This window comes from Cellulomonas telluris (assembly GCF_004886325.1).
GTDB lineage: Bacteria > Actinomycetota > Actinomycetes > Actinomycetales > Cellulomonadaceae > Cellulomonas > Cellulomonas telluris.
Genome location: NZ_QXFN01000005.1, coordinates 590,419 through 614,555, shown reverse-complemented (window position 1 = coordinate 614,555; position 24,137 = coordinate 590,419). Strand labels below are relative to the sequence as shown.

14 protein-coding genes are annotated in these 24,137 nt (G+C 76.9%); 10 read left to right on the top strand and 4 right to left on the bottom strand.

Going from position 1 to position 24,137, the window contains the following annotated elements; all coding sequences use genetic code 11:
• Nucleotides 1-106: 106 nt before the first annotated feature.
• The gene (locus FB586_RS18325; RefSeq protein WP_136520755.1) at nucleotides 107-2,200 is read right to left on the bottom strand and encodes an alpha-1,4-glucan--maltose-1-phosphate maltosyltransferase; all 2,094 of its coding nucleotides are present in this window, start codon (nucleotides 2,198-2,200) and stop codon (nucleotides 107-109) included.
• A 256-nt stretch (nucleotides 2,201-2,456) separates the two neighbouring features.
• On the opposite strand from FB586_RS18325, the gene glgP reads away from it, so the two are divergent.
• Nucleotides 2,457-5,027, top strand: coding sequence for an alpha-glucan family phosphorylase (gene glgP, locus FB586_RS18320; protein WP_136520754.1), 2,571 nt, complete (start codon nucleotides 2,457-2,459; stop codon nucleotides 5,025-5,027).
• 16 nt (nucleotides 5,028-5,043) lie between these two features.
• Here the strand turns inward: glgP and FB586_RS18315 are convergent, their stop codons facing one another.
• Nucleotides 5,044-6,696: an FAD-binding dehydrogenase gene (locus tag FB586_RS18315; RefSeq protein WP_136520753.1), complete on the bottom strand. Its 1,653-nt coding sequence runs from the start codon at nucleotides 6,694-6,696 to the stop codon at nucleotides 5,044-5,046.
• Nucleotides 6,697-6,711: 15 nt separating this feature from the next.
• Nucleotides 6,712-8,928 (bottom strand): glycogen debranching protein GlgX, encoded by a 2,217-nt coding sequence (gene glgX, locus FB586_RS18310; RefSeq protein WP_136520752.1) that lies wholly within the window; start codon nucleotides 8,926-8,928, stop codon nucleotides 6,712-6,714.
• 106 nt (nucleotides 8,929-9,034) lie between these two features.
• Here glgX and FB586_RS18305 point away from each other — a divergent pair, with 106 nt between their 5' ends.
• Nucleotides 9,035-9,829 carry an electron transfer flavoprotein subunit beta/FixA family protein gene (locus FB586_RS18305; protein ID WP_136520751.1) on the top strand — a complete coding sequence of 265 codons (795 nt, stop codon included), beginning with the start codon at nucleotides 9,035-9,037 and terminating at the stop codon, nucleotides 9,827-9,829.
• Nucleotides 9,830-9,878: 49 nt separating this feature from the next.
• Nucleotides 9,879-10,859, top strand: coding sequence for an electron transfer flavoprotein subunit alpha/FixB family protein (locus FB586_RS18300; protein WP_136520750.1), 981 nt, complete (start codon nucleotides 9,879-9,881; stop codon nucleotides 10,857-10,859).
• A 27-nt stretch (nucleotides 10,860-10,886) separates the two neighbouring features.
• Here FB586_RS18300 and FB586_RS18295 read toward each other — a convergent pair whose 3' ends face one another.
• Entirely contained in the window at nucleotides 10,887-11,876 is a 990-nt protein-coding gene (locus FB586_RS18295) for a phosphotransferase family protein (protein WP_136520749.1), read from the bottom strand.
• A gap of 211 nt (nucleotides 11,877-12,087) precedes the next feature.
• Here FB586_RS18295 and FB586_RS18290 point away from each other — a divergent pair, with 211 nt between their 5' ends.
• The 7 genes from FB586_RS18290 (at nucleotide 12,088) to FB586_RS18255 (ending at nucleotide 24,137) form a co-directional block, all read left to right on the top strand.
• Nucleotides 12,088-13,242 (top strand): cysteine desulfurase family protein, encoded by a 1,155-nt coding sequence (locus tag FB586_RS18290; RefSeq protein WP_246036958.1) that lies wholly within the window; start codon nucleotides 12,088-12,090, stop codon nucleotides 13,240-13,242.
• Nucleotides 13,242-14,363, top strand: coding sequence for a tRNA 2-thiouridine(34) synthase MnmA (gene mnmA, locus FB586_RS18285; protein ID WP_136520747.1), 1,122 nt, complete (start codon nucleotides 13,242-13,244; stop codon nucleotides 14,361-14,363). The genes FB586_RS18290 and mnmA overlap by 1 nt, the downstream gene beginning before the upstream one ends.
• Nucleotides 14,360-15,376: a uroporphyrinogen decarboxylase/cobalamine-independent methonine synthase family protein gene (locus tag FB586_RS18280; RefSeq protein WP_136520746.1), complete on the top strand. Its 1,017-nt coding sequence runs from the start codon at nucleotides 14,360-14,362 to the stop codon at nucleotides 15,374-15,376. Before mnmA ends, FB586_RS18280 begins: the two co-directional genes overlap by 4 nt.
• On the top strand, nucleotides 15,373-15,756 hold the full coding sequence (locus FB586_RS18275) for a hypothetical protein (protein ID WP_136520745.1): 384 nt from the start codon (nucleotides 15,373-15,375) through the stop codon (nucleotides 15,754-15,756). Before FB586_RS18280 ends, FB586_RS18275 begins: the two co-directional genes overlap by 4 nt.
• Before the next feature lie 177 nt (nucleotides 15,757-15,933).
• Complete coding sequence (locus FB586_RS18270; RefSeq protein ID WP_246036926.1) at nucleotides 15,934-17,070, top strand: serine/threonine-protein kinase; 1,137 nt, start codon at nucleotides 15,934-15,936, stop codon at nucleotides 17,068-17,070.
• Nucleotides 17,067-23,141 (top strand): Ig-like domain-containing protein, encoded by a 6,075-nt coding sequence (locus tag FB586_RS19755; RefSeq protein ID WP_187697889.1) that lies wholly within the window; start codon nucleotides 17,067-17,069, stop codon nucleotides 23,139-23,141. Before FB586_RS18270 ends, FB586_RS19755 begins: the two co-directional genes overlap by 4 nt.
• Nucleotides 23,142-23,171: 30 nt before the next feature.
• Complete coding sequence (locus FB586_RS18255) at nucleotides 23,172-24,137, top strand: AAA family ATPase (RefSeq protein WP_136520744.1); 966 nt, start codon at nucleotides 23,172-23,174, stop codon at nucleotides 24,135-24,137.

Genomic DNA, 24,137 nt, shown 5'->3' with positions numbered 1-24,137 from the left:
TCCCGGTGGGTCACCGCCGGTACGCCGAGGCGGGGGGTGGTCGGGGCGTCGCCGCCCGTGGTCGTCTCGCCCGGGGCGGCACCGCCACCGGGACGCGCCTCGGTGCTCACGCGACCTCGCCCGGGTGCTGCAGGTGCACGACGTGGGCGACGCGGACCGACGGGTCGAGCCGCACGTACGGGTGGGACGTCCACGCGTAGGTCTCCTGCGACAGGACGTCGTGGGCGACCACCGCCCGGTCGGTGGGCAGGCCGAACGCCGCCAGGTCGAGCTCGACGACGCCCTCGCGCGCGTTCCAGGTGTCGAGGTTGACGACGACCACGACGGTGTCGGCGCGACCCGTGGGGGAGTGCTCGGCGTCGAGGTGGCGGGAGAAGCAGACCAGCCCGTCGTCGGTCGTCGGGTGCACCCGCACGTCGCGCAGCTGCTGCAGCGCCGGGTGCGCCCGGCGGATCTCGTTCAGGCGGCCGATCAGCAGCGCGATGCCGAGCTCGTCGCCGCGGGACCAGTCCCGCGGGCGGAACTCGTACTTCTCGTTGTCGATCTGCTCCTCGACACCGGGCCGCGGCACGTTCTCGACCAGCTCGTAGCCCGAGTACACGCCCCACGTCGGCGAGCCCAGTGCGGCGAGCACGGCCCGCACCGCGAAGCCCGTGGTGCCCGTCGCCTGCAGGTACGGCGGCAGGATGTCGTGCGTCGTCGGCCAGAAGCTCGGGCGCATCCACGCACCCTGCTCCCCGCCGACCTCCGCGAGGTACTCCTCCAGCTCGGCCTTCGTGTTCCGCCACGTGAAGTACGTGTACGACTGGTGGAACCCGATCTTGGCCAGCGTGAGCATCATCGCCGGGCGGGTGAACGCCTCGGACAGCCAGATCACGTCCGGGTGGTCCCGCCGGACGTCGGCGAGCAGACGCTCCCAGAACGACAGCGGCTTGGTGTGCGGGTTGTCGACGCGGAACAGGGTCACCCCGTGGTCGATCCAGACCTGCACGACCCGGCGGATCTCCTGGTAGATCCCCTCGGGGTCGTTGTCGAAGTTCAGGGGGTAGATGTCCTGGTACTTCTTCGGCGGGTTCTCCGCGTAGGCGATCGTCCCGTCCGCGCGCGTCGTGAACCACTCCGGGTGCTCGCGGACCCAGGGGTGGTCGGGCGACGCCTGCAGCGCGAGGTCCAGGGCGACCTCCATGCCCAGCTCGCGGGCGCGGGCGACGAACGCGTCGAAGTCCTCGAACGTCCCGAGCGACGGCTCGATCGCGTCGTGCCCGCCGTCGGCCGAGCCGATCGCGTAGGGCGACCCCGGGTCGCCGGGCTCGGCGGTCAGGGCGTTGTTGCGCCCCTTGCGGTGCGTCGTGCCGATCGGGTGGACGGGCGTCAGGTACACGACGTCGAAGCCCATGGACGCGATCCGCGGCAGCTCCTCGGCCGCCGTCCGCAGCGTGCCGGACCGCCACTCGCCCGTCGCCTCGTCGTACGTGGCGCCGTGCGAGCGCGGGAAGATCTCGTACCAGGCGCCCGACAGCGCGAGCCTGCGGTGCACGACCAGGGGGTACGGCCTCGAGGCCGTCACGAGGTCGCGCAGCGGCGTGCGGGCGAGGGCCTCGCGGACCTCGGGAGCCAGCGCGGCGGCCAGCCGGACCGCGGGCGGGCGGCTCGTGTCCTCGAGCGCGGCGACCGCGTCGAGCAGCGTGCGCGCGTCCGCCTCCGGCATCGCGTCCGCGCCCGTGCGCGCGGCCGCACGGCGCAGCACGCGCGCGCCCTCGGTCAGCATGAGCTCGACGTCGACGCCGGCCTCCACCTTGATGGCCGCGTCGTGGGCCCACGTGCCGTACGGGTCCGACCAGCCCTCGACGCGGAACGTCCAGTCGCCCTCGGCGTCCGGGACGAGGCGGGCCTCGAACCGGTCGAGGCCGGGCGCGACGTCGACCATGCGCGCCCACGAGTGGTCGGTCCCGTCGGGGCGCGTGAGGACGGCGGTCGCGCCGACCGCGTCGTGCCCCTCGCGGAACACGGTCGCGCGGATCGGCACGGCCTCGCCGACCACCGCCTTCGCGGGGAAGCGGCCCTCCTCGGCGACCGGGGAGACGTCGACGACCGGGATCCGGCCGATCGGCAGGGGGGCGGGGACCGGGACGGGCCCGGCCGGTGCGACCTGGGCCGCCGCGGCGGCGGACGGCGCGGCGGCCGGGGGCGCGGGGGCCACCGGGGCGGGGTCCGGTGCGGCTGCGGGGGCGGTCCCGGGGCTCGAGGGGACGGGCGCGGAAGCCTGGGGTCGTCCGGGGGCGGTGGCCGGCGACGTGCGACGCGGTCGCGGGGGAGTCCTCACGCTCCTGAACCTATCCGGCACCTCCGGGGCCCGGCATCCGCTGGCGCCCGTGCCGCACCGACCCGGACATCCGTCCGGTTCGTCCCCCCGGAAGGGCTGTGCGAAACGTCCCGAATGCGTAGTCTCAGCGCGCGTGAGAGCGATCCGCCGTTTCACCGTGCGCACCGTGCTGCCCGCACCGCTCGCGGCCCTCGACACCCTGGCCCGCAACCTGCGCTGGTCGTGGCACCCGGCCACGCGCGCGGTCCTCGCGGACGTGGACCGCGCGCTGTGGGACGAGGTCGAGGGCGACCCCGTCGCGTTCCTCGGCGCGCTCACGCGCGAGCGCCTCGACGCGCTCGCGGCCGACGAGCGGTTCGTCGCCCGCGTGCGGGCGGCCGCCGCCGACCTCGCCGCCTACCGGCACGAGCCGCGCTGGTACCAGCGGCAGGCCGGCGCGGCGCTGCCCGCGTCCGTCGCCTACTTCTCTCCGGAGTTCGGGCTCGCCGCGGCCCTGCCGCAGTACTCCGGCGGGCTCGGGATCCTCGCGGGGGACCACCTCAAGAGCGCGTCCGACCTGGGCGTGCCCCTGGTCGGGGTCGGGCTGCTCTACCGCTCCGGGTACTTCCGCCAAGGCGTCGACCGGGACGGCTGGCAGACCGAGACGTACCCGGTGCTCGACCCGGACGGGCTGCCGCTCACGCTGCTGCGCGAGGAGGACGGCAGCCCGGCGACGGTGCGCCTCGCGCTGCCCGGTGCGCGCACGCTGCACGCGCAGGTGTGGGTCGCGCAGGTGGGGCGCGTCCCGCTGCTCCTGCTCGACTCGGACGTGCCGGCCAACGACGACGCGGGCCGGCACGTCACCGACCGGCTGTACGGCGGCGGCGGGGAGCACCGCCTGCAGCAGGAGCTGCTGCTCGGCGTCGGCGGCGTGCGTGCCCTGCGGACCTTCGCACGGCTGACGGGCGCCCCCGCCCCGGACGTCTTCCACACGAACGAGGGCCACGCGGGCTTCCTCGGCGTCGAGCGGATGCGCGAGCTGGCCGCGGACGGCGCCGACGTGCCCACCGCGCTCGAGGTCGTGCGGGCCACCACGGTCTTCACCACCCACACGCCGGTGCCGGCGGGCATCGACCGCTTCGAGGCGCGCGTGGTCGAGCAGTACGCCGACGCGCTGCTCGAGGACGAGCCGCTGCCGACGTCCGCCGTGCTGGCCCTCGGCGCCGAGGACCACGAGGGCGGCGACCCCCTGACGTTCAACATGGCGGTGATGGGCCTGCGTCTCGCGGGCCGCGCCAACGGCGTCTCGCTGCTGCACGGACGGGTCTCGCGGGAGATGTTCGCGCCGCTGTGGCCCGGCTTCGACGCGGCCGAGGTGCCCATCGGGTCCATCACCAACGGGGTGCACGCCCCGACGTGGGTGGCGCCGGAGCTCACCGAGCTCGCCGCGGGCCGCATGACGGCGCAGGAGCTCGCGACCGGCCGCGGCTGGACGAGCCGCCAGGCGGTCACCGACGAGCAGCTGTGGCACGTGCGGGGCCGGCTGCGCGCCCGTCTCGTCGCCGACGCGCGGGCCCGGGTGCGCGCGTCCTGGCGCCGCCGGGGCGCCGCGGACGTCGAGCTCGGCTGGGTCGACGACGTGCTCTCGCCCGACGTCCTCACGATCGGGTTCGCGCGGCGGGTGCCGACCTACAAGCGCCTGACCCTCATGCTCGCCGACCCCGAGCGGTTCCGGTCGCTGCTGCTGCACCCGGACCGCCCCGTGCAGGTCGTCGTCGCGGGCAAGGCGCACCCCGACGACGCGCCCGGCAAGAAGCTCATCGCGGAGCTCGTCGCGTTCGCCGACCAGCACGACGTGCGCCACCGCATCGTCTTCCTGCCCGACTACGACATGCGGATGGCCGCGACCCTCTACCCGGGCTGCGACCTGTGGCTGAACAACCCGCTGCGCCCGCTCGAGGCGTGCGGCACGTCCGGCATGAAGGTGGCGCTCAACGGCGGCCTCAACCTGTCCGTCCTCGACGGCTGGTGGGACGAGTGGTTCGACGGCGAGAACGGGTGGGTGATCCCCACCGCGGACGGCGTGGAGGACCCCGAGGCCCGGGACGCGCTGGAGGCGGCCGCCCTGTACGACGTGCTGGAGCACCAGGTCGTCCCGCGGTTCTACGCGCGCGACGAGCGCGGCGTGCCGCGGCGCTGGCTCGACATGGTGCGGCACACCCTGGCGACGCTGGGCCCGAAGGTGCAGGCCACGCGCATGGTCGCGGACTACGTCGCCCACCTGTACGTGCCGGCCGCCGCCGAGGGGGCCCGGCTGCGGGCGGACGACCTGGCGGGTGGCCGCGAGCTCGCGGCGTGGAAGGCGCGCGTGCGCGCGGCCTGGCCCGCCGTGCGGGTGGACCACGTCGACTCCGGGGGCGTGGGCGAGTCGCCGCAGGTCGGGGACCGGCTGCACGTGCAGGCGTGGGTCGCCCTGGGCGACCTGACCCCGGAGGACGTCGAGGTCCAGGTGCTGCACGGTCCCGTCGGGCCCGACGACGAGCTGACGTCGTTCAGCACGGCCGCGCTCGCGGTGACGGACACCTTCGAGGCGGGGCGCTACGCGTTCGCGGGCGACGTGGACCTGTCGGCGACGGGGGCGTTCGGCTACACCGTGCGGGTGGTGCCGCGGCACGACGGGCTGACCTCGCCGGCCGAGCTCGGGCTGGTCGCCCCGGCGGGCTGAGCGGGGGCGGTGCGCGTCAGAGGACGTCCACGAGCGCGCGGCCGGTGACCCGGCCGGTGTGCAGGCAGCCGCCGAGGAACGTGCCCTCGAGCGCGCGGTGCCCGTGCACCCCGCCGCCGCCGAACCCGGCCGCCTCGCCGACCGCCCACAGCCCGGGCAGGACCTCGCCGTCGGGACGCAGGACGCGGCCCTCGAGGTCGGTGGCGAGGCCGCCGAGCGTCTTGCGGGTGAGCACCGACAGCCGCACCGCGTACAGGGGGCCGTGCGCGGGGTCGAGCAGCCGGTGCGGCGGGGCGACCCGGATGACGCGGTCCACGAGGTAGCGGCGCGCCATCGCGGTGGCCGTGACCTGCAGGTCCTTGCCGAGGCCGGTGACGACCTGCGCGTCGCGGGCCTCGATGGTCCGGGCGAGCCGGTCGGGGTCGATGCGGTCGGTGCCGGTCAGCGCGTTCATGCCCGCGGCGAGCTCCGCCGGTGTGGCCGCGGCGACGAACTCCGGGGAACGTGACGCGAACTCCTCGACCGGGCCGACGGCCCCCGGCAGCACGCGCTGCAGCAGCTGCCGCACGCTGCGTCCCGTGAGGTCGGGGTTCTGCTCCGAGCCGGACAGCGCGAACTCGGCCCCGAGGATCGTCCGGTCGAGCACGAACCACGAGTGGTCGTCGCCCCGGCCCGTGACGTGCCGCAGCGCGCCGTGCGAGTCGAACCCGGGGAACAGCGGGACGGGCAGCCGGCCGCCGTCGGCGTCGAGCCACAGCGAGCTCGGCCCCGGCAGGATGCGGATGCCGTGCCGCGACCACACGGGGGAGTGGTTCGCGATGCCCTCCGGGTAGTGCCACATGCGCCCCGCGTGCGCGACGTGCGCGCCCGCGTCGCGGGCCGCCGCGATGCCGGACCCGTCCACGTGGTCGGGGACGCCGGACAGCATCCGCGCGGGCAGCCGACCCGCGTCGGCGGGCCACGTCGCGCGCACCAGGTCGTGGTTCGCGCCGATGCCGCCCGTCGCGACGACGACGGCCGGCGCCGCCACCTCGAACGGTCGCACCGGGGTCCGGCCGGAGGGCGCCCCGCGCGGTGCCGGGTCCGGCGCGAGCACGTCCCCCCGCACCCCGGTCACCCGGCCGTCCGTCACGACGAACCCGGTCACGCGGTGCCGGAACCGCACGTCGACGCGCCCGCCCCGGTGCCCGTCGAGCAGCGCCCGCACGAACGGCTCCAGCACGGCCGGGCCGGTGCCCCAGGTGACGTGGAACCGGGGCACGGAGTTGCCGTGCCCGTCGGCGAGGTACCCGCCGCGCTCCGCCCACTGCACCAGCGGGAACCAGCGGACCCCGAGCCGGTGCAGCCAGTCGCGCATGCCGCCGGCCGCGAAGTCGACGAACCCCTCGGCCCACGCCCGGCCCCACCGGTCCGAGCCGTCGTCCGCGAACCCGGCCGAGCCCAGCCAGTCCGCGAGCGCGAGCTCGGCCGAGTCCCGCACGCCCAGGCGCCGCTGCTCGGGGGAGTCGACGAGGAACAGGCCGCCGAACGACCACCACGCCTGCCCGCCGAGGCTCGCGGGCGGCTCGGCGTCCAGCAGGAGCACGCGCCGCCCGGCGGCGAGCAGCTCGGCGGTGGTGACCAGGCCCGCGAGGCCGGCACCGACGACCACGACGTCGTGGTGGCTCATGGGCCGCACTGTAGGTCAGGCGAGGACGTACACCCGCATGCTGAGCGGCTCGAGCGTGGCGGCGTCGCCCGCCCGGGCGTGCAGGGCGCCGTGCGGACCGCCCGCGTCCGCGTCCGCGGGGTGCTCCCACAGCGAGTCCCACGCGAGCCGCCACGGGAGGGCGGAGTCGCCCGCCAGTGTGACCTCGATCGCGGCGAGGGCCCCGTTCACGACCAGCAGCACGTGGTCGTCGGGCGGGCCGGGCGCGACGCGCAGCATCTGGAACGTCCGGATGGAGGCGTCGTGCCACCGTCCGTGGTCGAACTCGGCTCCGTCCGCGCCGTACCAGGCGAGGTCCCGCGGGCCGCCCTCGCGGACCGGGCCGCCCGAGTAGAACCGCTCGGGACGGAGCGCCGGGTGCTCCCGTCGCAGCGCGAGCAGGTGCCGCGCGGTCGCGAGCTGGTTGGCCCGCCAGTCGCTGAGGTCCCAGTGCACCCAGGAGAGCTCGTTGTCCTGGCAGTACGCGTTGTTGTTCCCCTGCTGCGTGCGGCCGATCTCGTCGCCCGCCGTGATCATCGGCGTGCCGGCGGCCAGCACGAGCGTCGCGAACAGGTTGCGGATCGAGCGGCGCCGCAGCGGCGCGACGTCGGCCGCCGGCGAGTCGGGCGTCACGGGCCCCTCGACGCCGTGGTTCCAGGACCGGTTGTCGTCCGACCCGTCGCGGTTCTGCTCGCCGTTCGCCGTGTTGTGCTTGTGGTTGTAGGCGACGAGGTCGGCCATGGTGAACCCGTCGTGCGCGGTCACGTAGTTGACCGAGGCGCCGGGGCCGCGCAGCAGCGCCGGCGTGCCGTGGCCGAACAGGTCGACGGACCCCGACAGGCGCGTGGCGAGGTCGCGCACGCGGTGCCCCGGCAGGCCCTGGGCCGCGCGGCCGGGGTCCGCGAGCCAGAACGAGCGGACGGCGTTGCGGAAGCGGTCGTTCCACTCCGCGAACGGCGGCGGGAACTGCCCGGTGCGCCAGCCGCCGAGCCCCACGTCCCACGGCTCGGCGACGAGCTTGAGCCCGCCGAGCACCGGGTCGCTCGCGGCCGCCACGAGCGTCGCGTGGTCGGTGCGGAACCCGTCGTGGCTGCGTCCGAGCGTCACGGCCAGGTCGAAGCGGAAGCCGTCCACGCCCACCGTCTCGGCCCAGTACCGCAGCGAGTCGAGCGCGGTCGCGACCACGCCCGTGCGGGAGAAGTCGAGGGAGTTGCCGGTGCCCGTGACGTCGTCGTAGGCGGCCGGCACGCCGCCGAGGTGGCGGTAGTAGTAGGCGTTGTCCAGCCCGCGCCACGCGACGTGCTGGCCGGGCAGGCCGCCCTCGCACGTGTGGTTGTAGACGACGTCCAGCAGCACCTCGATGCCGGCCTCGTGGAGCGCGTGCACCGCGGAGCGCACCTCGGCGAGCACGGCGGCCGGGCCGGCCTCCCGCGCCGCGGCCGTCGCGTACGCCGCGTGCGGGGCGTAGAACCCGAGGGTGCTGTAGCCCCAGTAGTTGGTCAGCCCCTTCTCGACGAGGTGCGGCTCGGACGTGAACGCGTGCACGGGCAGCAGCTCGAGCGCCGTGACGCCCAGCGCGAGCAGGTGGTCGAGCACGGCCGGGTGGGCGAGCGCGGCGTACGTGCCGCGCAGCTGCGGGGGCACGTCGGGGTGCAGCCGGGTCAGGCCCTTGACGTGCGCCTCGTACACGACGGTGCGCGACCAGGGCGTGCCGGGCCGGTTCGCCGCCGGGTCCGGGCCGGGCAGCGCCCCCGTGTCCACGACGACCGCGTGCGGCACGTGCGCCGCCGAGTCGCGCGGGTCGGGCGGTCCGTACGGGTCGCCGGCGAGGTCCTCGCCGACCACGTGCCCGTACGTCTCCGGCCCGTACGCCAGCTCACCGACGAGCCCGCGCGCGTACGGGTCGACGAGCAGCTTCGCCGGGTTGTACCGCAGCCCGCGCGCCGGGTCCCACGGGCCGTGCGCGCGGAAGCCGTAGCGCTGGCCCGGGCGGACACCGGGCACGGACGCCCGCCAGAGCCCCAGGTGGGCCCGCTCGAGCGGGACGCGGCGCTCGGTGGGTGCGTCGGGAGGACCGTCGAGCAGGCACAGGTCGACGCCGGTCGCGTGCGGGGCGAGCACGACCACGTCCACGCCCGTCGCGGTCACGTGGACGCCCGGCCGGTGCGGCGGCCGCGGCGGCCGGGAGGCAGGGGGAGCGCTCACTCGCTCCATGGTGCCAGGACGTCCGTCCGGACGAGGGCGCGGACCGGCCGGCGGCGCCCTGCCCACCCACCGGGCGGCCCCCCGGACGCGTCCGGGCAGCGGTAGCGTTCGGCGGGTGAGGATCGTCGTCTGCGTGAAGTTCGTCCCGGACATCCAGTCGGACCGGCAGCTCGGCCCCGACGGGCACGTCGTGCGGGACGGGGGCGACGGCACCCTCAACGAGCTCGACGAGAACGCCGTCGAGGCCGCCCTGACGCTCGTCGAGGAGCACGGCGGCGAGGTCGTCGTGCTCACCGTCGGGCCCGACGACGCCGTCGACGCGGTGCGCAAGGGCCTGCAGATGGGCGCGGACGAGGCCGTCCACGTGGTCGACGACGCCGCGGCCGGCTCCGACGCGCTGGGCACGGCCGCCGTCCTCGCTGCGGCCGTGCGGCACCTGTCGGCCGCGGCCCCGGTGGACCTCGTGCTCACGGGCATGGCCGGGCTCGACGGGCTGACGTCCCTGCTGCCCACGGCGCTCGCGGAGGAGCTCGACCTGCCCGCGCTGCCGCTGGCCGCGACGCTCACGGTCGACCCGAGCGCCGGGACGGTCACCGTGACCCGCGAGCTCGACCACGCGAGCGAGGTGCTCTCGGCGCAGCTGCCCGCGCTCGTCTCCGTGACCGACCAGACGAACGAGCCGCGGTACCCGAACTTCAAGGGCATCATGGCCGCCCGCAAGAAGCCGGTGACGACGCTGTCGCTCGCCGACCTGGGCGTCGACCCCGCCACGGTGGGCACCGCCGGTGCGCGCACGCAGGTGCTCGAGGCGGCACCGCGCCCCCCGCGGGAGGACCGCGTGCTCCTCACCGACACCGGCGACGCGGGCGCACGGCTCGCCGCCTGGCTCGTCGACCGCCGGCTCGTCTGACGCCCGGCCCCAGCCCACGCCACCCCGCGACCGGAAGCCCGAGGACCCCGTGACCGCCACCCCCGTGCTCGTCCTGCTCGACCACGCCGCCGACGGCACCCTGCGTCCCCCGGTGCGCGAGCTGCTGACGCTCGCGCGCACGCTCGCCGACGGGGCGCCGGTCGAGGGCGTGTGGGCCGCCGAGCAGGAGCCGACCGCCGCGCTGCCGGTGCTCGCCGCGCAGGGCGTCGCCACCGTGCACCGGCTGGTCGCGGACGCGGACCTGCACCTGTCGTCCGTGCTCGCCGACGGTGTCGTGTCGGTGCTGTCCGCCTCGGGCGCCCGGCTGCTGCTCGCGGTCTCCTCGTTCGAGAACAAGGAGACGGTCGCGCGCGTCGCGGTGCGGACCGGCGCCGGCGTCGTGACGGACGCGGACGGCGTGGCCGTCGAGGACGGGCGGGTCGTCACGCACAAGACCGTGCTGGCCGGCACGTGGACGACGCGCTGCGCCGTCGCCGCGCCCGTCGCGCTCGTCACGGTCAAGGCGAACTCGGTCGCGGCCGAGGACGTGCCCGCGCCGAGCGAGCCCGCGGTGGTCGAGCACGTGGTCGCCGTGTCGGCGGCCTCGCGCCGCGTGCGGCTCGTCGAGCGCACGGAGCGCGCGGACTCCGGGCGGCCCGACCTCGGCTCGGCGCACATCGTCGTGGTGGGCGGCCGCGGCACCGAGGGCGACTTCTCCCCGGTCGAGGAGCTGGCCGACGTGCTCGGCGGCGCCGTCGGCGCCACCCGCGTCGCCACCGACGAGGGCTGGATCGGGCACGACGCGCAGATCGGCCAGACCGGCGTGACCATCTCGCCGCGGCTCTACATCGGCGCGGGCGTCTCCGGTGCGGTGCACCACCGCGGCGGCATGCAGGCGTCCGGCACGATCGTCGCGGTGAACTCCGACCCGGACGCGCCGATCTTCGAGATCGCCGACTTCGGCGTCGTCGGCGACCTGTTCACGGTGCTGCCGCAGGCGGCTGCCGAGCTGCGGCGGCTGCAGGGCTGACGGCGCGCGGCCCAGGCCGCGTCGGCGTCAGGTGAGCTCGCGCAGCCAGCGCAGCGTCGCCGCGGCCTGCGCCGCCTGGAACGGGCGCAGGTTCGGGATCCCCGGGGGCGCGGGCTGGCCGGACGCCCACGCGAAGTAGCCCGCGAGGCCCGTGAGCCCCGCGCGCAGGTCGGCGCGCGAGACGCCGTCCGACACCGGGCGCTCGGCGAAGATGCGGGCCGGGTCGCCCCCGCCCTGCAGCGCCACGCTGGGCAGCATGAACGCCAGGTCCAGCCACGGCGCGCCGACCGACGCGTGCGGCCAGTCGATGAGCCACACCCGGTCGTGCCCGTCCTCGACCATGACGTTGTCCGCGCGCAGGTCGCCGTGCACGAGGCTGTCGCCCGCGCACACGCGCAGGGAGTCCTGCTCGAAGCGGACCAGGTCGTCGAGGTGGTCCAGCGCCCACCGGCCCGGCTCGCCGACGCCCGCGACCACCTCGGCGCGGTGCTGCGGGGCGAGGCGGTGCAGCGAGCGCCAGCCGGTGAAGTCCGTCGCGAGCTGGTCGTCGGTGCGCGGCAGGGCGTGGCCGGGCAGCGGCTCCGCCTCCGCGAGCGCGTCCACGGCGGCGAGCACGAGCTGCAGGTCGTCGGACCGCCACGGCAGCTCCGGCTGCCGGCCCTGCACCGCGTCGAAGCCGAGCACGACCCACTCGCCGTCGTCGTCCCACCAGCGCAGCCGGGGCGCCGGCACCTCGGGCGGCAGCGCGCGGGCGCTGCGGATCTCGGCGCGCGCCAGGTCCGGCGACTCCGGGTTCTGGTCGGGCGAGACGGCCTTGACGAACACGGCGCGCCCGTCGGTGAGCTCGAGCACGGCGACGAAACCGGGGGAGAAGCCGCTGGTGGGCGTGAGCTCGGCGGTCACGCGCGCGCCGGCGAGCGTCTGGATGCGCTCGCGGACCCCGCGGGGGAGGTCGCGCCAGTCGAGCCGCTGTCCGCCGAAGGCGAGCGGCAGCGCGATGACGTCGTCGGCACTCACGCGCACATCCTGCCAGCAACAGCCCGCCGGGTACGGGTGAACGTGCGCCCTGACCGGCTCGTCCGCAGGTCCTCCCCAGGACGTCCGCAGGCCCACGACCCCCGCGCGCGCCACACCGCCGCACGGCCGCCCCCGTCGGCGTTCGTAGACTGGCCGGGTGAGCGACCCCCGCGCGCGTGCGGCCTACCTGGACCACGCGTCCACCACGCCGATGCGGCCCGAGGCGCTCGACGCGCTCACGGCCGCGCTCGCGCAGGTCGGCAACCCCTCCTCGCTGCACACCGCCGGCCGCACGGCCCGGCGGACCGTGGAGGAGGCACGGGAGAGGCTCGCGGCGTCGCTCGGCGCACGACCCAGCGAGGTCGTGTGGACCGCGGGCGGGACCGAGGCCGACAACCTCGCCGTGAAGGGCCTGTTCTGGGCCCGCCGCACCGCCGACGCCCGCCGTCGCCGGCTGCTCGTCTCGGCGGTCGAGCACCACGCCGTGCTCGACCCGGCGTTCTGGATGGCGGAGCACGCGGGGGCCGAGCTCGTTCTGCTGCCCGTGGACGCGGACGGCGCCGTCGAGGTCGAGGCGCTGCGCGAGGAGCTCGAGGGGCACACCGACGCCGCCGCGCTCGTGTCGGTGATGTGGGCCAACAACGAGGTCGGGACGCTGCAGCCCGTCGAGGAGGTCGTGGCGCTCGCGCACCGGCACGGCGTGCCCGTGCACGTCGACGCGGTGCAGGCCGTCGGGCAGGTGCCCGTCGACCTCGCCGCGAGCGGTGCCGACGCCGTGACCGTCAGCGCGCACAAGCTCGGCGGACCGGGCTCCACCGGGGCGCTGCTCGTGCGGCGCGGGCTCGACCTCACGCCCGTCCTGCACGGCGGCGGCCAGGAGCGCGGGGTGCGGTCCGGCACGCTCGACGCACCGCTGCTCGCGTCGTTCGCGGTGGCGGTCGAGGCGGCCGTGGCCGAGCGGGAGGCGTTCGCGACGCGCGTCGGCGCGCTGCGCGACGAGCTCGTGCGCCGGGTCCTCGACGCGGTGCCCGGGGCGGTCCTGCGCGGACCGGCGGACCCCGCCCGGCGCCTGCCCGCCAACGCGCACCTGACGTTCTCCGGGTGCGAGGGCGACTCGCTCCTCTACCTGCTCGACGCCGCGGGCGTCGAGGCGTCGACCGGCTCGGCGTGCCAGGCCGGGGTGCCGCGACCCTCGCACGTGCTGCTCGCGATGGGCGTCGGCGAGGACGACGCGCGAGGGGCGCTGCGCTTCAGCCTCGGGCGCACGTCGACGGCCGCGGACGTCGACGCGGTGCTGGACGTCCTGCCGGGGGCCGTCGAGCGCGCGCGGGCCGCGGGTCTGAGCTCCGTGGCGGTGGGGGCCTGATGCGCGTCCTGGCCGCCCTGTCCGGCGGGGTCGACTCCGCGGTCGCCGCCGCACGCGCGGTCGACGCCGGGCACGACGTCGTCGGCGTGCACATGGCGCTGTCGCGCACCCCGGCGCAGGAGCGCACGGGCTCGCGCGGGTGCTGCTCGATCGAGGACGCGGGCGACGCGCGCCGCGCGGCCGACGTCCTCGGCATCCCCTACTACGTGTGGGACATGTCCGAGCGGTTCGAGCGGACGGTCGTCGCCGACTTCCTCGCCGAGTACGCCGCGGGCCGCACGCCCAACCCGTGCGTGCGGTGCAACGAGCACGTGAAGTTCGCGGCGCTGCTCGACAAGGCGCTCGCGCTCGGCTTCGACGCGGTCTGCACCGGGCACTACGCGCGGGTCGTCGAGCACCCCGACGGGCGGCGCGAGCTGCACCGCGCGCTCGACCCCGACAAGGACCAGTCGTACGTGCTCGCGGTCATGGGCCCCGACCGGCTGGCGCGCTCGCTGTTCCCCCTGGGCGACGCCGCGTCGAAGGGCGCCGTGCGCGCCGAGGCCGCCGCCCGCGGCCTGTCCGTCGCGGCGAAGCCCGACTCGTACGACATCTGCTTCGTCGCCGACGGGGACACCCAGGGGTTCCTCCGCGAGCGGCTCGGGTCGCAGCCGGGGGACGTCGTCGACGAGACCGGCGCCGTCGTCGGGCGGCACGACGGCGCGTACGCCTACACGGTCGGGCAGCGCCGCGGCCTCGCGCTCGGCCGCCCCGCCGCGGACGGGCGGCCGCGGTACGTGCTCGCCGTCGAGCCGGTGCAGCGCCGGGTGGTCGTCGGCCCCGCCGACCGGCTCGCGGTCGCGCACGTCGCCGCCGACGCGGCCGTCTGGTACGCGGACGTCCCCGCCGCCGGCACGGCGTGCGCCGTCCAGGTCCGGGCGCACGGCGCCCCGGTGCCGGCGCGCGTCCTCGCCGCCGCCGACGACGGCGTCACGGTCGACGTCGGCGACGCCGGCCTGCGCGGCGTGGCCGCCGGGCAGTCGCTCGTCCTCTACGACGGCACCCGCGTGCTCGGTCAGGCGACGGTGCGCGCGACCGTCTCGCCCGCGCAGCTCGCCGCCCCGGGGCGGGCGGGCGCATGACGGGCGTCACCGGCGCGGGCGCGTGGCCCGGGACCGACCCGCTCGAGGCCGCCACGACCGTGGTGGGTGACCTCGCCGACGCCCCCTCGGAGGTCGACGGCCTGCCGTTCGCACCGCTGCTGCCGGCGCGGGGCCCGTGGGGGGACCGCACGGGCGCGGCGGTCGCGCTGCTGGAGGACCTGCCCGCCGAGCTCGGGCCGCACGGCTGGAAGCTCGCCGGCCGTCCCGGCGGCGACCTGGCCCGCGCCCGCTCGCTGGCGCGCGAGGACCTCGACGCGCTCGCGGTGGCGGCGCACGGGTACGAGGGGCCGCTCGTGCTGCCGGTGCTCGGCCCGCACTCGCTCGCGGCCGAGGTCTGGCTCGCGCACGGCGACCGGGTCGTGTCCGACCCCGGCGCGCTGCGCGACGTCCTCGCCTCGCTCGCGGCGGGCGTCGCGGAGCGCGTGGGCGACGTGCGCCGCGTCGTGCCCGGGGCCGCGGTGCGCGTCCTGGTGCACGAGCCCCTGCTCGCGGCGGTGCTCGCCGGCGCGGTCCCGACCTTCTCGGGCCGGGACCGGCTGCGGCGCGTGCCGGGGCAGGTCGCCGCCGAGGGCCTGTCCGCGCTCGCCGACGCCGTGCGCGGGGCCGGTGCCGAGGCGGTCGTCGTGCACGGCGGCACCGCGTGGTCGGCCCTGGCGACGGTGCGGGCCTCCTCCGCGGACGGCGCGGCGCTCGCGGTCGCCGGGCTGGGGGAGCGCGGCTGGGAGGAGGTCGCCCTGCTCGTCGAGGACGGCCGGGCGTTCTGGCCGGAGCCGCCGCCGGCGGCGACGTCGCAGTGCGCCGGGCCCGACGTCCTCGCTCAGGCCGACGCCGTGACGCGGCCGTGGCGCACGGTCGGCCTGCCCGTCGCCGGCCTGCGTGACGTCGTGCTGGTCGCCGCCCTGCCCGACGCCGCGACCCCGGACGACGCGCGGGGCGCGCTGGCCGGGCTGGTGCGCGCGGCGGGCGCCGTCGCCGAGCGGGCCGAGGCGTGAGCGCCCCCGCTCCGGCGCGCCGCCGCGACCTCGGCCGCCGGCGGGCGCTCGCGCTCCTGGTGGCGACCGGCCTGGCCCTCGTCGGCGTCGTCACGCTCCTCGTGGTCTACGTCGGCCTCGCGGCCCGCGCGATGGGCGCGTCGGTCGACGCCGAGCAGCCCTGCCTCGTCGCGGCGCAGGACGGCGGGACGGCGCGGGTGCGCCACGAGCTGCTGCCGCCGCGGGCCGTGTGCACGTGGCAGGCGGACGGGGAGCCGCGAGAGGTCGTGCTGGCGTCCGCACCGACGCCGCTCGTCGTCGGCGCGGGCGCGCTCGCGGTCGCCGGGGTCCTCGCGACCGCCGTCGTGCTCGTGCCGCGGGGCGCTCGCCCGAACGGATGACGGCCACCTGCGCCGCCCCGCGCGGCGGTGCAGGTCAGCGCCGCGACGGGCGCCCCCACGGGTGGACGGGACACCGGCCCGTCGGTGCGAGCAGGTAGGCTTCCGCGTCGGTCCGGCCGGACGCTCGTCCACGGCGACCGGCGGGCACGAGGTCGTCGATCCCAGGGGGAGCCAGCTGTGGCACGTCGTGTGGCGGGGACCCCTCCGGTGCTGCCCGGCTACACCTACGTCCGCCCGCTGGGCGTCGGCGGGTTCGCCGACGTCTTCTGCTACGAGCAGGACATGCCGCGGCGCGTCGTCGCCGTGAAGGTGCTGGCCGAGGGCCTGCACGACCCGGTGGCGCAGCGGGCGTTCGAGGCCGAGGCGGACGTCCTGGCCCGGCTGAGCGTGCACCCGTCCGTCGTGACCGTGCACCAGGCGAGCGTGTCCGCCGACGGACGTCCGTACATCGTCATGGAGTACTGCCTGGACACGTACGGCGCCCGCGCCCGCCGCGCGCCGCTGCCCGTGCCCGAGGTGCTCGACGTCGGCGTGCGGCTCGCGTCGGCGCTCGAGACCGCGCACCGCTCCGGCGTGCTGCACCGCGACATCAAGCCGTCGAACGTGCTCCGCACGTCGCTCGGCACCCCCGCGCTCGCCGACTTCGGCATCGCCGCCGCCGTGTCCGGCTCCACCGGCGTGCCGGCCATCGCGATGTCCGTGCCCTGGAGCGCCCCCGAGGTGCTCGAGGAGCGCGTCGCCGGCTCGGTCGCCGCCGAGGTGTGGAGCCTGGGCGCGACGCTCTGGACCCTGCTGACCGGCCGGGCGCCCTTCGAGGTCGGGGACCGCGCCCGGGACGGGCGCGAGGAGATGGCCTCGCGCATCGTCCGGGCGAAGCTGCGCCCGATGGGCCGCGAGGACGTGCCCGAGCGCGTCGAGCAGGTCCTCGCGCGCGCCATGTCGAAGGACCCGGCGCACCGGCACCCGTCGATGCTGGCGCTCGCGGAGGAGCTGCGCTGGGCGCAGTACGACCTGGGGCAGCCGCCGACCGCGCTCGAGGTGCCGTCCGCCGAGTGGGCCGCCGGCGCCAGCCCCGTCGAGGTCGAGGACCGCGGCGCGCGCGGCCCGGTCGTCTCCCGCGTGCGCGAGCGCAGCCGCGCCGAGGCCCGCGCGGAGCGGGCGGCCGCCGAGGCCGCGGTCGACCGCGACGGGCTCGTCGTGCACGGGCCCGCGCGGCGCGCCGCCTGGCAGGCGGGCGTGGTGGGCGCGGTCGTCGGCGCCCTGGCCGTCGCCGCCGTCGTCGTCGTGCTCGCCCTCACCGGGGTGCTCGGGTGAACCGCCCCGCTCCCGCGCCGGCGGCTCCCGCCGCGCGCCGTCTGCCCGCACGCCTGCGGGCCGCGGCCGTGGTGGTCGTGGGCGCGCTCGTCGTGACCGGTGCCGTGCTGGCCCAGGGGTACGACGCGCAGCGGACGCCGCCTGTCGAGACCGCGGTCTGGGTGGCCCGCGACGCCGGGCAGTACGCGCGCTTCGACACCGAGCTCGGCGAGATCGACACCGTGCGCTCGGTCGACGACCCCACGACGGTCGTGCAGCACGGGGCGCGCGCGGCCGTCGTCGCCCAGGGCATGCAGCAGCTGTGGACCGTCGACCCGGCGGTGCCCGCCGACCTGCGCCAGGACGGCGGCGAGGAGGAGCAGTCGGCCGAGGCCCTCGCGACCCCCGGCGGCACGCAGCAGGTCGCCGGGTCCGGCGACTGGATGGTCTTCCTCGACGACACCGGCACGGCGTCGGTCCGCCGGCTCGACGCGGAGCCCACCACGCCCGCCACGCCGCTGGACCCCGAGGGCCTGGACGCGGCCACCGCGACCCCCGAGGAGGAGGACGAGGCGCCCGCCGAGCCGTGGGCGGCCGACGCCGCGAGCATCGACGACCGCGGGCGCGTCGCCCTGTACGGGGCCTCGGACCGGACCGTGCGCGTCCTGGACGCCGTCACGGGGGCGCTGCTCGAGGGACCCGTCGAGGTCGTCGAGGGCCCGGAGGAGGTCGTCGACGTGCGTCTGACGCTCGTCGGCGGCGACTGGGTCCTGCTCGACGCGTCGGACGGCCGGCTGTGGACGTCGGGCCGTGACGAGCCGGTCGCGACGCAGACCGGCCCCGGGGCCGTGCTCCAGGAGCCGACGAGCGCCGGCACGAGCGTGCTCGTCGCCGACCGGGAGGGCCTCGTCGAGGTCCCGCTCGACGAGGGCGAGGCGCGGCGCACGCAGGAGGCCGCCGGGACGCCTGCGCCGCCGGTGCGCCTGAGCGACGGCACCCGTGTCGCCGCGTGGCTCACCGCGGGCACGGGCACCCTGTGGACGTCCGGCGCCGACCCCGTCGCGCTGGAGGTCGACACCGAGGCGCTCGAGGCGCTGTCCGACCTGCACCCGGTGGTGCGCACCAACGGCGGCCGCGCGGTGCTCGAGGAGACGGGTTCGGGTGCGCTGTGGACGGTGCCCGACGGCCGCGCGGTGCCGCTCTCGCAGTGGACGGCCCGTCAGGAGGACGACCGGACGACGGGCACGAGCGCCGTCGAGGAGGTCACCCAGCAGATGCCGCCCGTCGCGATGCCGGACGCCTTCGGCGTGCGCCCGGGCACGGACGTGCGGCTGCCGGTCCTGCTCAACGACCACGACCCGAACACGGGCGACGTGCTGACCGTCGACGCCGAGTCGCTGAGCCCCATGTCCGACCCGGCGTTCGCCTCGCTGCGGCTCGCGCACGACGACCAGGTCGTCGTCGCGACCGTGACCGCGCTCGAGGGGTCCGCGACCTTCACGTACGCCGTCACCGACGGCACCGACCGGTCGGAGCCGGTCACCGTGACGCTCACGGTGGTCCCCGACGACGCCCAGGGCCCGCCCGCGTGGTGCGAGGTCGAGGGCTGCACCCAGACGTGGCCGACCGCGGTGCTCGCCCCCGGCGGCACCGCCCGCATCGGCATCCTCGACGCGTGGGTCGACCCCGAGGGCGACCCGTTCGTGCTCCAGTCGGTCGACGTGGCCGACCCCACCGCGCCCCTGCAGGTCGCGGCCGGCCCCGACGGGTCGCTGACGATCCGGCACACCGACCCGAACGCCGCGGCCGCCTCGACCGCGCTCACGGTGGTCGTGGCGGACTCGCGGGGCGGCACGACCGAGCGCACGCTCGACGTCGCCGTGCAGTCGGCGCCCGACCTGGCCGTCGAGGGGACCGTGCTCGTCGTCAGCGAGGGCCGGACCAAGACGATCGACCTCGCGCCGCAGGTGACCTCCGGCTCCGGCCGCTACCGGCTGCGTGACGTCGTGCCGGTGGGCGTCGACGGCGGCGCGGGCGTGACCGTCGCCGCCACGGGCGCCGGCATGCGCGTCCAGGTCACGGCGAACACCGCCGGCGAGCACCCCGTCACCTTCACCGTGCACGACGACCTCACGGGCGTGGAGCGCAGTGCGCTGCTGCGGGTGCGCGTGCCCGCCGACGACCGCGCCGTCGTGCTCCCGCCGACCACCGCCTACGTGTGGGCGCACGAGGACACCACGGTGGACGTGGTCTCCGCCGTGCAGGGCGCCGCCCGGCACGTCCTCATGGTGTCGTTCGCGACGTCGGACTCCCCGGGCCTGGGCGTCGACGTCATCGACGCCACCGCCCTGCGCCTGCGCGCGACCAGCGCGGACGCGACGCCCGGCCTGCTCGGCACGGTCACCGTCACGGTGACCGACGGGGCCGACGTGCGCACGCAGGGGACGGTCGCCGTCTTCCTCGTCGGCCCGGTCACGGGGCAGGGCGTCGTCGCGCAGCCCGACGTGGCGACCGTCCGCGCCGGCGGCACCGTCGACATCCCCGTCACCGACAACGACGTCGCGCCGATGGGCGGCCGCACGACGCTGCTGCCCGACCTCGTCACGTCCGGCACGCCCGGCGAGCTCGCGTTCGTCTCGGGCGGCACCGTCCGGTACGTCGCGCCCGAGACGCCCGGCACCTACACGGTGGGCTACGACGTCGCCTGGAGCCAGGACACCGCGCGCACCTCGTCGGCCACCGTGACCGTCACCGTGGTCGACGCGACCGCCAACCGCCCGCCCGTCGCGCCCGTGCTCGAGGGACGCGTGGTGGCCGGCGGCACGGTCCGGATCCCGTTCGACGCCGCCGGGACCGACCCGGACGGCGACGCGGTGACGCTCGTCGGCGTCGGCCGTCCCGAGCCCGGGCAGGGCGCGGCGACCGTCGAGGAGACGGGCGACGGCCTGCGCTTCGTCGCGCCCTCCACGCTGAACCCCGGGCAGCAGGTGACGTTCAGCTACACCCTGCGCGACAGCCGCGGCGCCACCTCCACGGGCACGGTGCGCGTCGGCGTGCTGCCCGCCGGTGCACGCAGCGGTGCGCCGGTCGCCTACGTCGACTACGTCCGGGTGACAGCCGGGCAGGACGAGCCCGTGACGATCGAGCCGCTCGCGAACGACCGCGAGCCCGACGGCGGCCGGCTCACGCTCACGGCGATGCGGCCCGACGCGCTCCCCGGCGGCCCGGAGGCCGCGCGCCTGGACGCCCTCGTCGACGACGCCGGCACGTCCCTCGAGGACGGCGTCGTGGTGCTGCGCGCGGGCGACGTCCTCGGCGTGCACGCGTACGTCTACACCGTCACCGCGTCCGACGGCGTCAGCACCGCCGAGGGCCTGGTCGTGGTCGAGGTCGTCGCCGACGCGACCGGCGAGCAGCCGTTCGTGGCGGACACCGTGGTCACGCTGCGCGACCGCGACCAGCTCGCCGCCGGTGGCGTCGACGTGGTGGACGGGAAGGTCCGCTGGGCGAGCGGACGCCCGGGCGACCTGCGGCTGTCGGTCTGGGGCGAGGCGGCGTCCACGTGGACCGCGTCCGGGACCCGGATCAGCGGGCCGCTGCCCCGCGGCGGCGCCGTCGTGCCGTTCGTGCTCGAGGGCACCGACGCGCGGGGCACCGAGGTCCGCGCGTACGGGCTGCTGCGCGTGCCGGCGTTCGACGACATGCGCCTGACGACCTACGACGACCTCGACCCGCTGGCGGTCGACGAGGACGCGACGGGCGAGACGCGCCTGTCGTCCGTGGTCCAGGCCGGGCGCGGCGACCGGCTCGAGGTGCGCACCGACACCCAGCCCGTCGTGCAGCGGGCCGCGGCGCGGTGCACCGTGACCGCGGACGGGATTCTGCGGTACGCGGCCGGTGCGGGCGCCCCGTGGCAGGACACGTGCACCGTCGGCGTGCGGGTCGTGGGCCAGGAGACCTGGACGGACGTGCTCGTGCCCGTCGAGATCCGGCCGGCGGCCCCGCAGGCCGTGCTCGCACCCGTGAGCCGCACCGTCGCCCCCGGCGCCACCGAGACCATCGACCTCGCCTCGATGCTGTCGTGGGAGGGCGGGCGCGTCGGCGACGAGGCCTCGATCGTCTTCACCACGTCGCTGTCCGGCGCGGGCGGCAGCCTCGAGCTGCAGCAGGACGGGCGGACGCTGTCGGTGACCGCCCGTGCGGGCGCCGTCCCGGGCACGCGCGCGACCGTCACGGTCCGGGTCGCGCAGTACGGCGGGCTGCAGTCCACCGTCGACCTGCTCGTCGGTGCCGCGCCGACCGACGCGCCGCGCGGCGCCACGATCGCCGCGACCTGCAACGTCGCGGACGGGTCCGGCTGCACGATCCCGGTGGTCGGGGTCGCCGGCGAGTACGACCCGTTCGCGGGGAAGCCCGGTGCCGGTCTCGAGCTCGCGCAGGTCGGGTCGGCGGGCACGGTCGCGTGCGCGGTCGCCACCGTCAGCGCGGGGGACCGCGGCACCGTGCGGGTGTCGTGGCCGAGCGGCAGCCGTCCCGCGGGCGGCACCTGCACCGTCCCGTTCACGGTGCGCGACGCCCAGGGCCGGCTCGGTGCGGGACGCGTCGACCTCGACGTCCTCGGCTACCCCGCGCAGCCGGGCTCGCTGACGCTGTCGTCGTACACGGCGTCGTCCGTCGTGCTCGACCTCGCCCTGGGCGAGGCCGCGCGTGCGCACCCCGCGGTCAGCGGCGTGACGGTCTACCAGGACGGTGCCGCCGTGGGTGCCTCGTGCTCCCCGGCCGGCGCCAGCACGTACCGCTGCACGGTCGGCGGGCTGCGCAACGGCGAACCGCACACGTACACGGCGCGCGTGCGCAACGCCGTCGGCGAGTCGCCCGACAGCACGCCGGCGGTCGGGTGGGCGTACGCGGCCCCCGCCGTCGGCGCCGTCCGGGCGGAGACCGTGTACGACCCGGCCCGCACGACCCCCACCTCCGGCGTCGCGCGCGTGACGATCGCCGCCGGCGACGACGCCCGCGCGTTCCGGGTCTCCGGCGTGGAGGGCGAGGTGCCGCGCTCCGGCCGCGGCGAGACCACCGTCGACGTCGTGCTGCCCGTGGGCGCGCAGACGATCACCGTCACCCCGCTCAGCCGCTTCACCCCGCCCAACGGGGGCACCGACGCGTCGGGCAGCCCGTCGCAGGCGACCGTCACCGTCGCGGGCTCGCCCCGCGTCACCGGCGGAGCGGCCCGGCCGGCGGACCGCGCGATCGTCGTCGACGGCGCCTCGGTCGACCCGAACGGCAGCGCCGCCGGCACCTCGCTGCGGTACGGCGCGTTCCTCGACGGGAGCCAGGCGTCCTGCACGATGGGGCGCGACGGGCAGGCGCAGCTCGGGGGCGGTCGCGGCGTGGTGTCCGACTCGCCGACCATCGGCGGGCTGGAGAACGACGAGGAGTACTCGGTCGTCGTGTGCGGCTCGAACGGGTTCGGAGCCGCGCGCGTCGACCTCGGGCGCGTGGTCGTGTTCACCGGTTTCGACCCGCCGGCGGTGCGCCGCGGCTGGTCCGTGAGCGGTCAGCCGCGCGACCTCGGCGGCGGCGAGGTCGGGTGGCTGCAGGTGCAGGCACCGCGTGTCGACGCGACCCAGTGGAACACCGTCGCGCAGGTGCGCGTCGCGGGCGGCGAGTGGCGGGACCCCTCCGCCTTCGAGGTCCCGCGCAACGTCGCGGACCCGTCGGTCGAGGCCCGCCAGTGCAGCCGCTTCCGTCCCCAGAACTGCTCCCCGGCGGTGCCCGTCCCGCGGGAGGGGAACGTGCGCGGCACGGTCACGGCCCGCTTCCCGGTGGGGCAGTGCATCGCGGAGCCGTCGGCCCGGGACGTCGAGCTGCCCGAGTGGGCACGCGAGTCGGCGCAGGTCACCGTGACGCAGGCGGAGCGGCGCGGCCGCCTCGTGACCACCTGGTCGCTCGACTGGACCGGCGCGCTGTCCGACCTCCAGGACGTCGCCCTCGACAACGCGTCCGCCGGCTGCCCGCCCCCTGCCCCGGACCCGGAGCCGGAGCCGGAGCCGACCGAACCCACCCCCACCGAGCCCCCCGCCGCTCCCTGAGCGCCGACCACGAGAGCTGGACAGCCCCCGATGCCCCTGACGCCCGAGCAGACGACCTGGTTCGCGAACTCCTTCCGCGCGCTGGTCGACAACGTCGAGCACGCCGTCCTCGGCAAGCGCCACGTCGTCGAGCTGGTGCTGGCGACCGCCGTCAGCGGCGGGCACGTGCTGCTGGAGGACTTCCCCGGCACCGGGAAGACCGCACTGGCCCGGGCGGTGTCCCAGACGATCCGCGGCACGTCCACGCGCATCCAGTTCACGCCCGACCTGCTGCCCGGCGACGTCACCGGCATCACGGTGTTCGACCAGAAGTCCGGGGAGTTCGAGTTCCACGCGGGGCCCGTCTTCGCGAACGTCGTCCTCGCGGACGAGATCAACCGGGCCAGCCCCAAGACGCAGGCGGCGCTGCTCGAGGTGATGGAGGAGGGCAACGTCACGGTCGACGGCGTGACCCGGTCGGTCGGGCGCCCGTTCGTCGTGCTCGCGACCCAGAACCCGGTCGAGTCCGCCGGCACGTACCGGCTGCCCGAGGCCCAGCTCGACCGGTTCATGATCAAGACGTCGCTGGGGTACCCCGACGACGCGTCGACCATGCGCATCCTCCAGGGCGCGCACCACCCCCGCCGTGACGTGCCGGGCATCGCCGACGCGGCGACGCTCGTGCAGATGGGCGAGCTCGCGGGCCAGGTGTACGTCAACCCGATCGTGCACGACTACGTGCTGCGCCTCGTCAACGCCACCCGGCACGCGGCCGAGGTGCGCCTCGGCGTGAGCGTCCGGGGCGCGATCGCCCTGTCGCGCATGATCGTCACGTGGGCCGCGGCGCAGGGCCGCGACTTCGTCACCCCCGACGACGTGCGCACGCTCGCCGAGCCGGTGCTGGCCCACCGCCTGATGCTCGAGCCGGAGGCCGAGTTCGACGGGGTCACGGCGAGCGCCGTCATGGGCCAGATCCTCCTCGACGTCGCGGCGCCGGCGGAGAACGGCGCCGCGTGA

What these genes read in the sequence shown, in the direction of transcription:
- FB586_RS18315 (WP_136520753.1), bottom strand. Translation starts at nt 6,696, where the DNA reads ATGAGCCACCACGACGTCGTGGTCGTCGGTGCCGGCCTCGCGGGCCTG.
- glgX (WP_136520752.1), bottom strand. Translation starts at nt 8,928, where the DNA reads ATGGAGCGAGTGAGCGCTCCCCCTGCCTCCCGGCCGCCGCGGCCGCCG.
- FB586_RS18290 (WP_246036958.1), top strand. Translation starts at nt 12,088, where the DNA reads ATGCGGCCCGAGGCGCTCGACGCGCTCACGGCCGCGCTCGCGCAGGTC.
- mnmA (WP_136520747.1), top strand. Translation starts at nt 13,242, where the DNA reads ATGCGCGTCCTGGCCGCCCTGTCCGGCGGGGTCGACTCCGCGGTCGCC.
- FB586_RS18280 (WP_136520746.1), top strand. Translation starts at nt 14,360, where the DNA reads ATGACGGGCGTCACCGGCGCGGGCGCGTGGCCCGGGACCGACCCGCTC.
- FB586_RS18255 (WP_136520744.1), top strand. Translation starts at nt 23,172, where the DNA reads ATGCCCCTGACGCCCGAGCAGACGACCTGGTTCGCGAACTCCTTCCGC.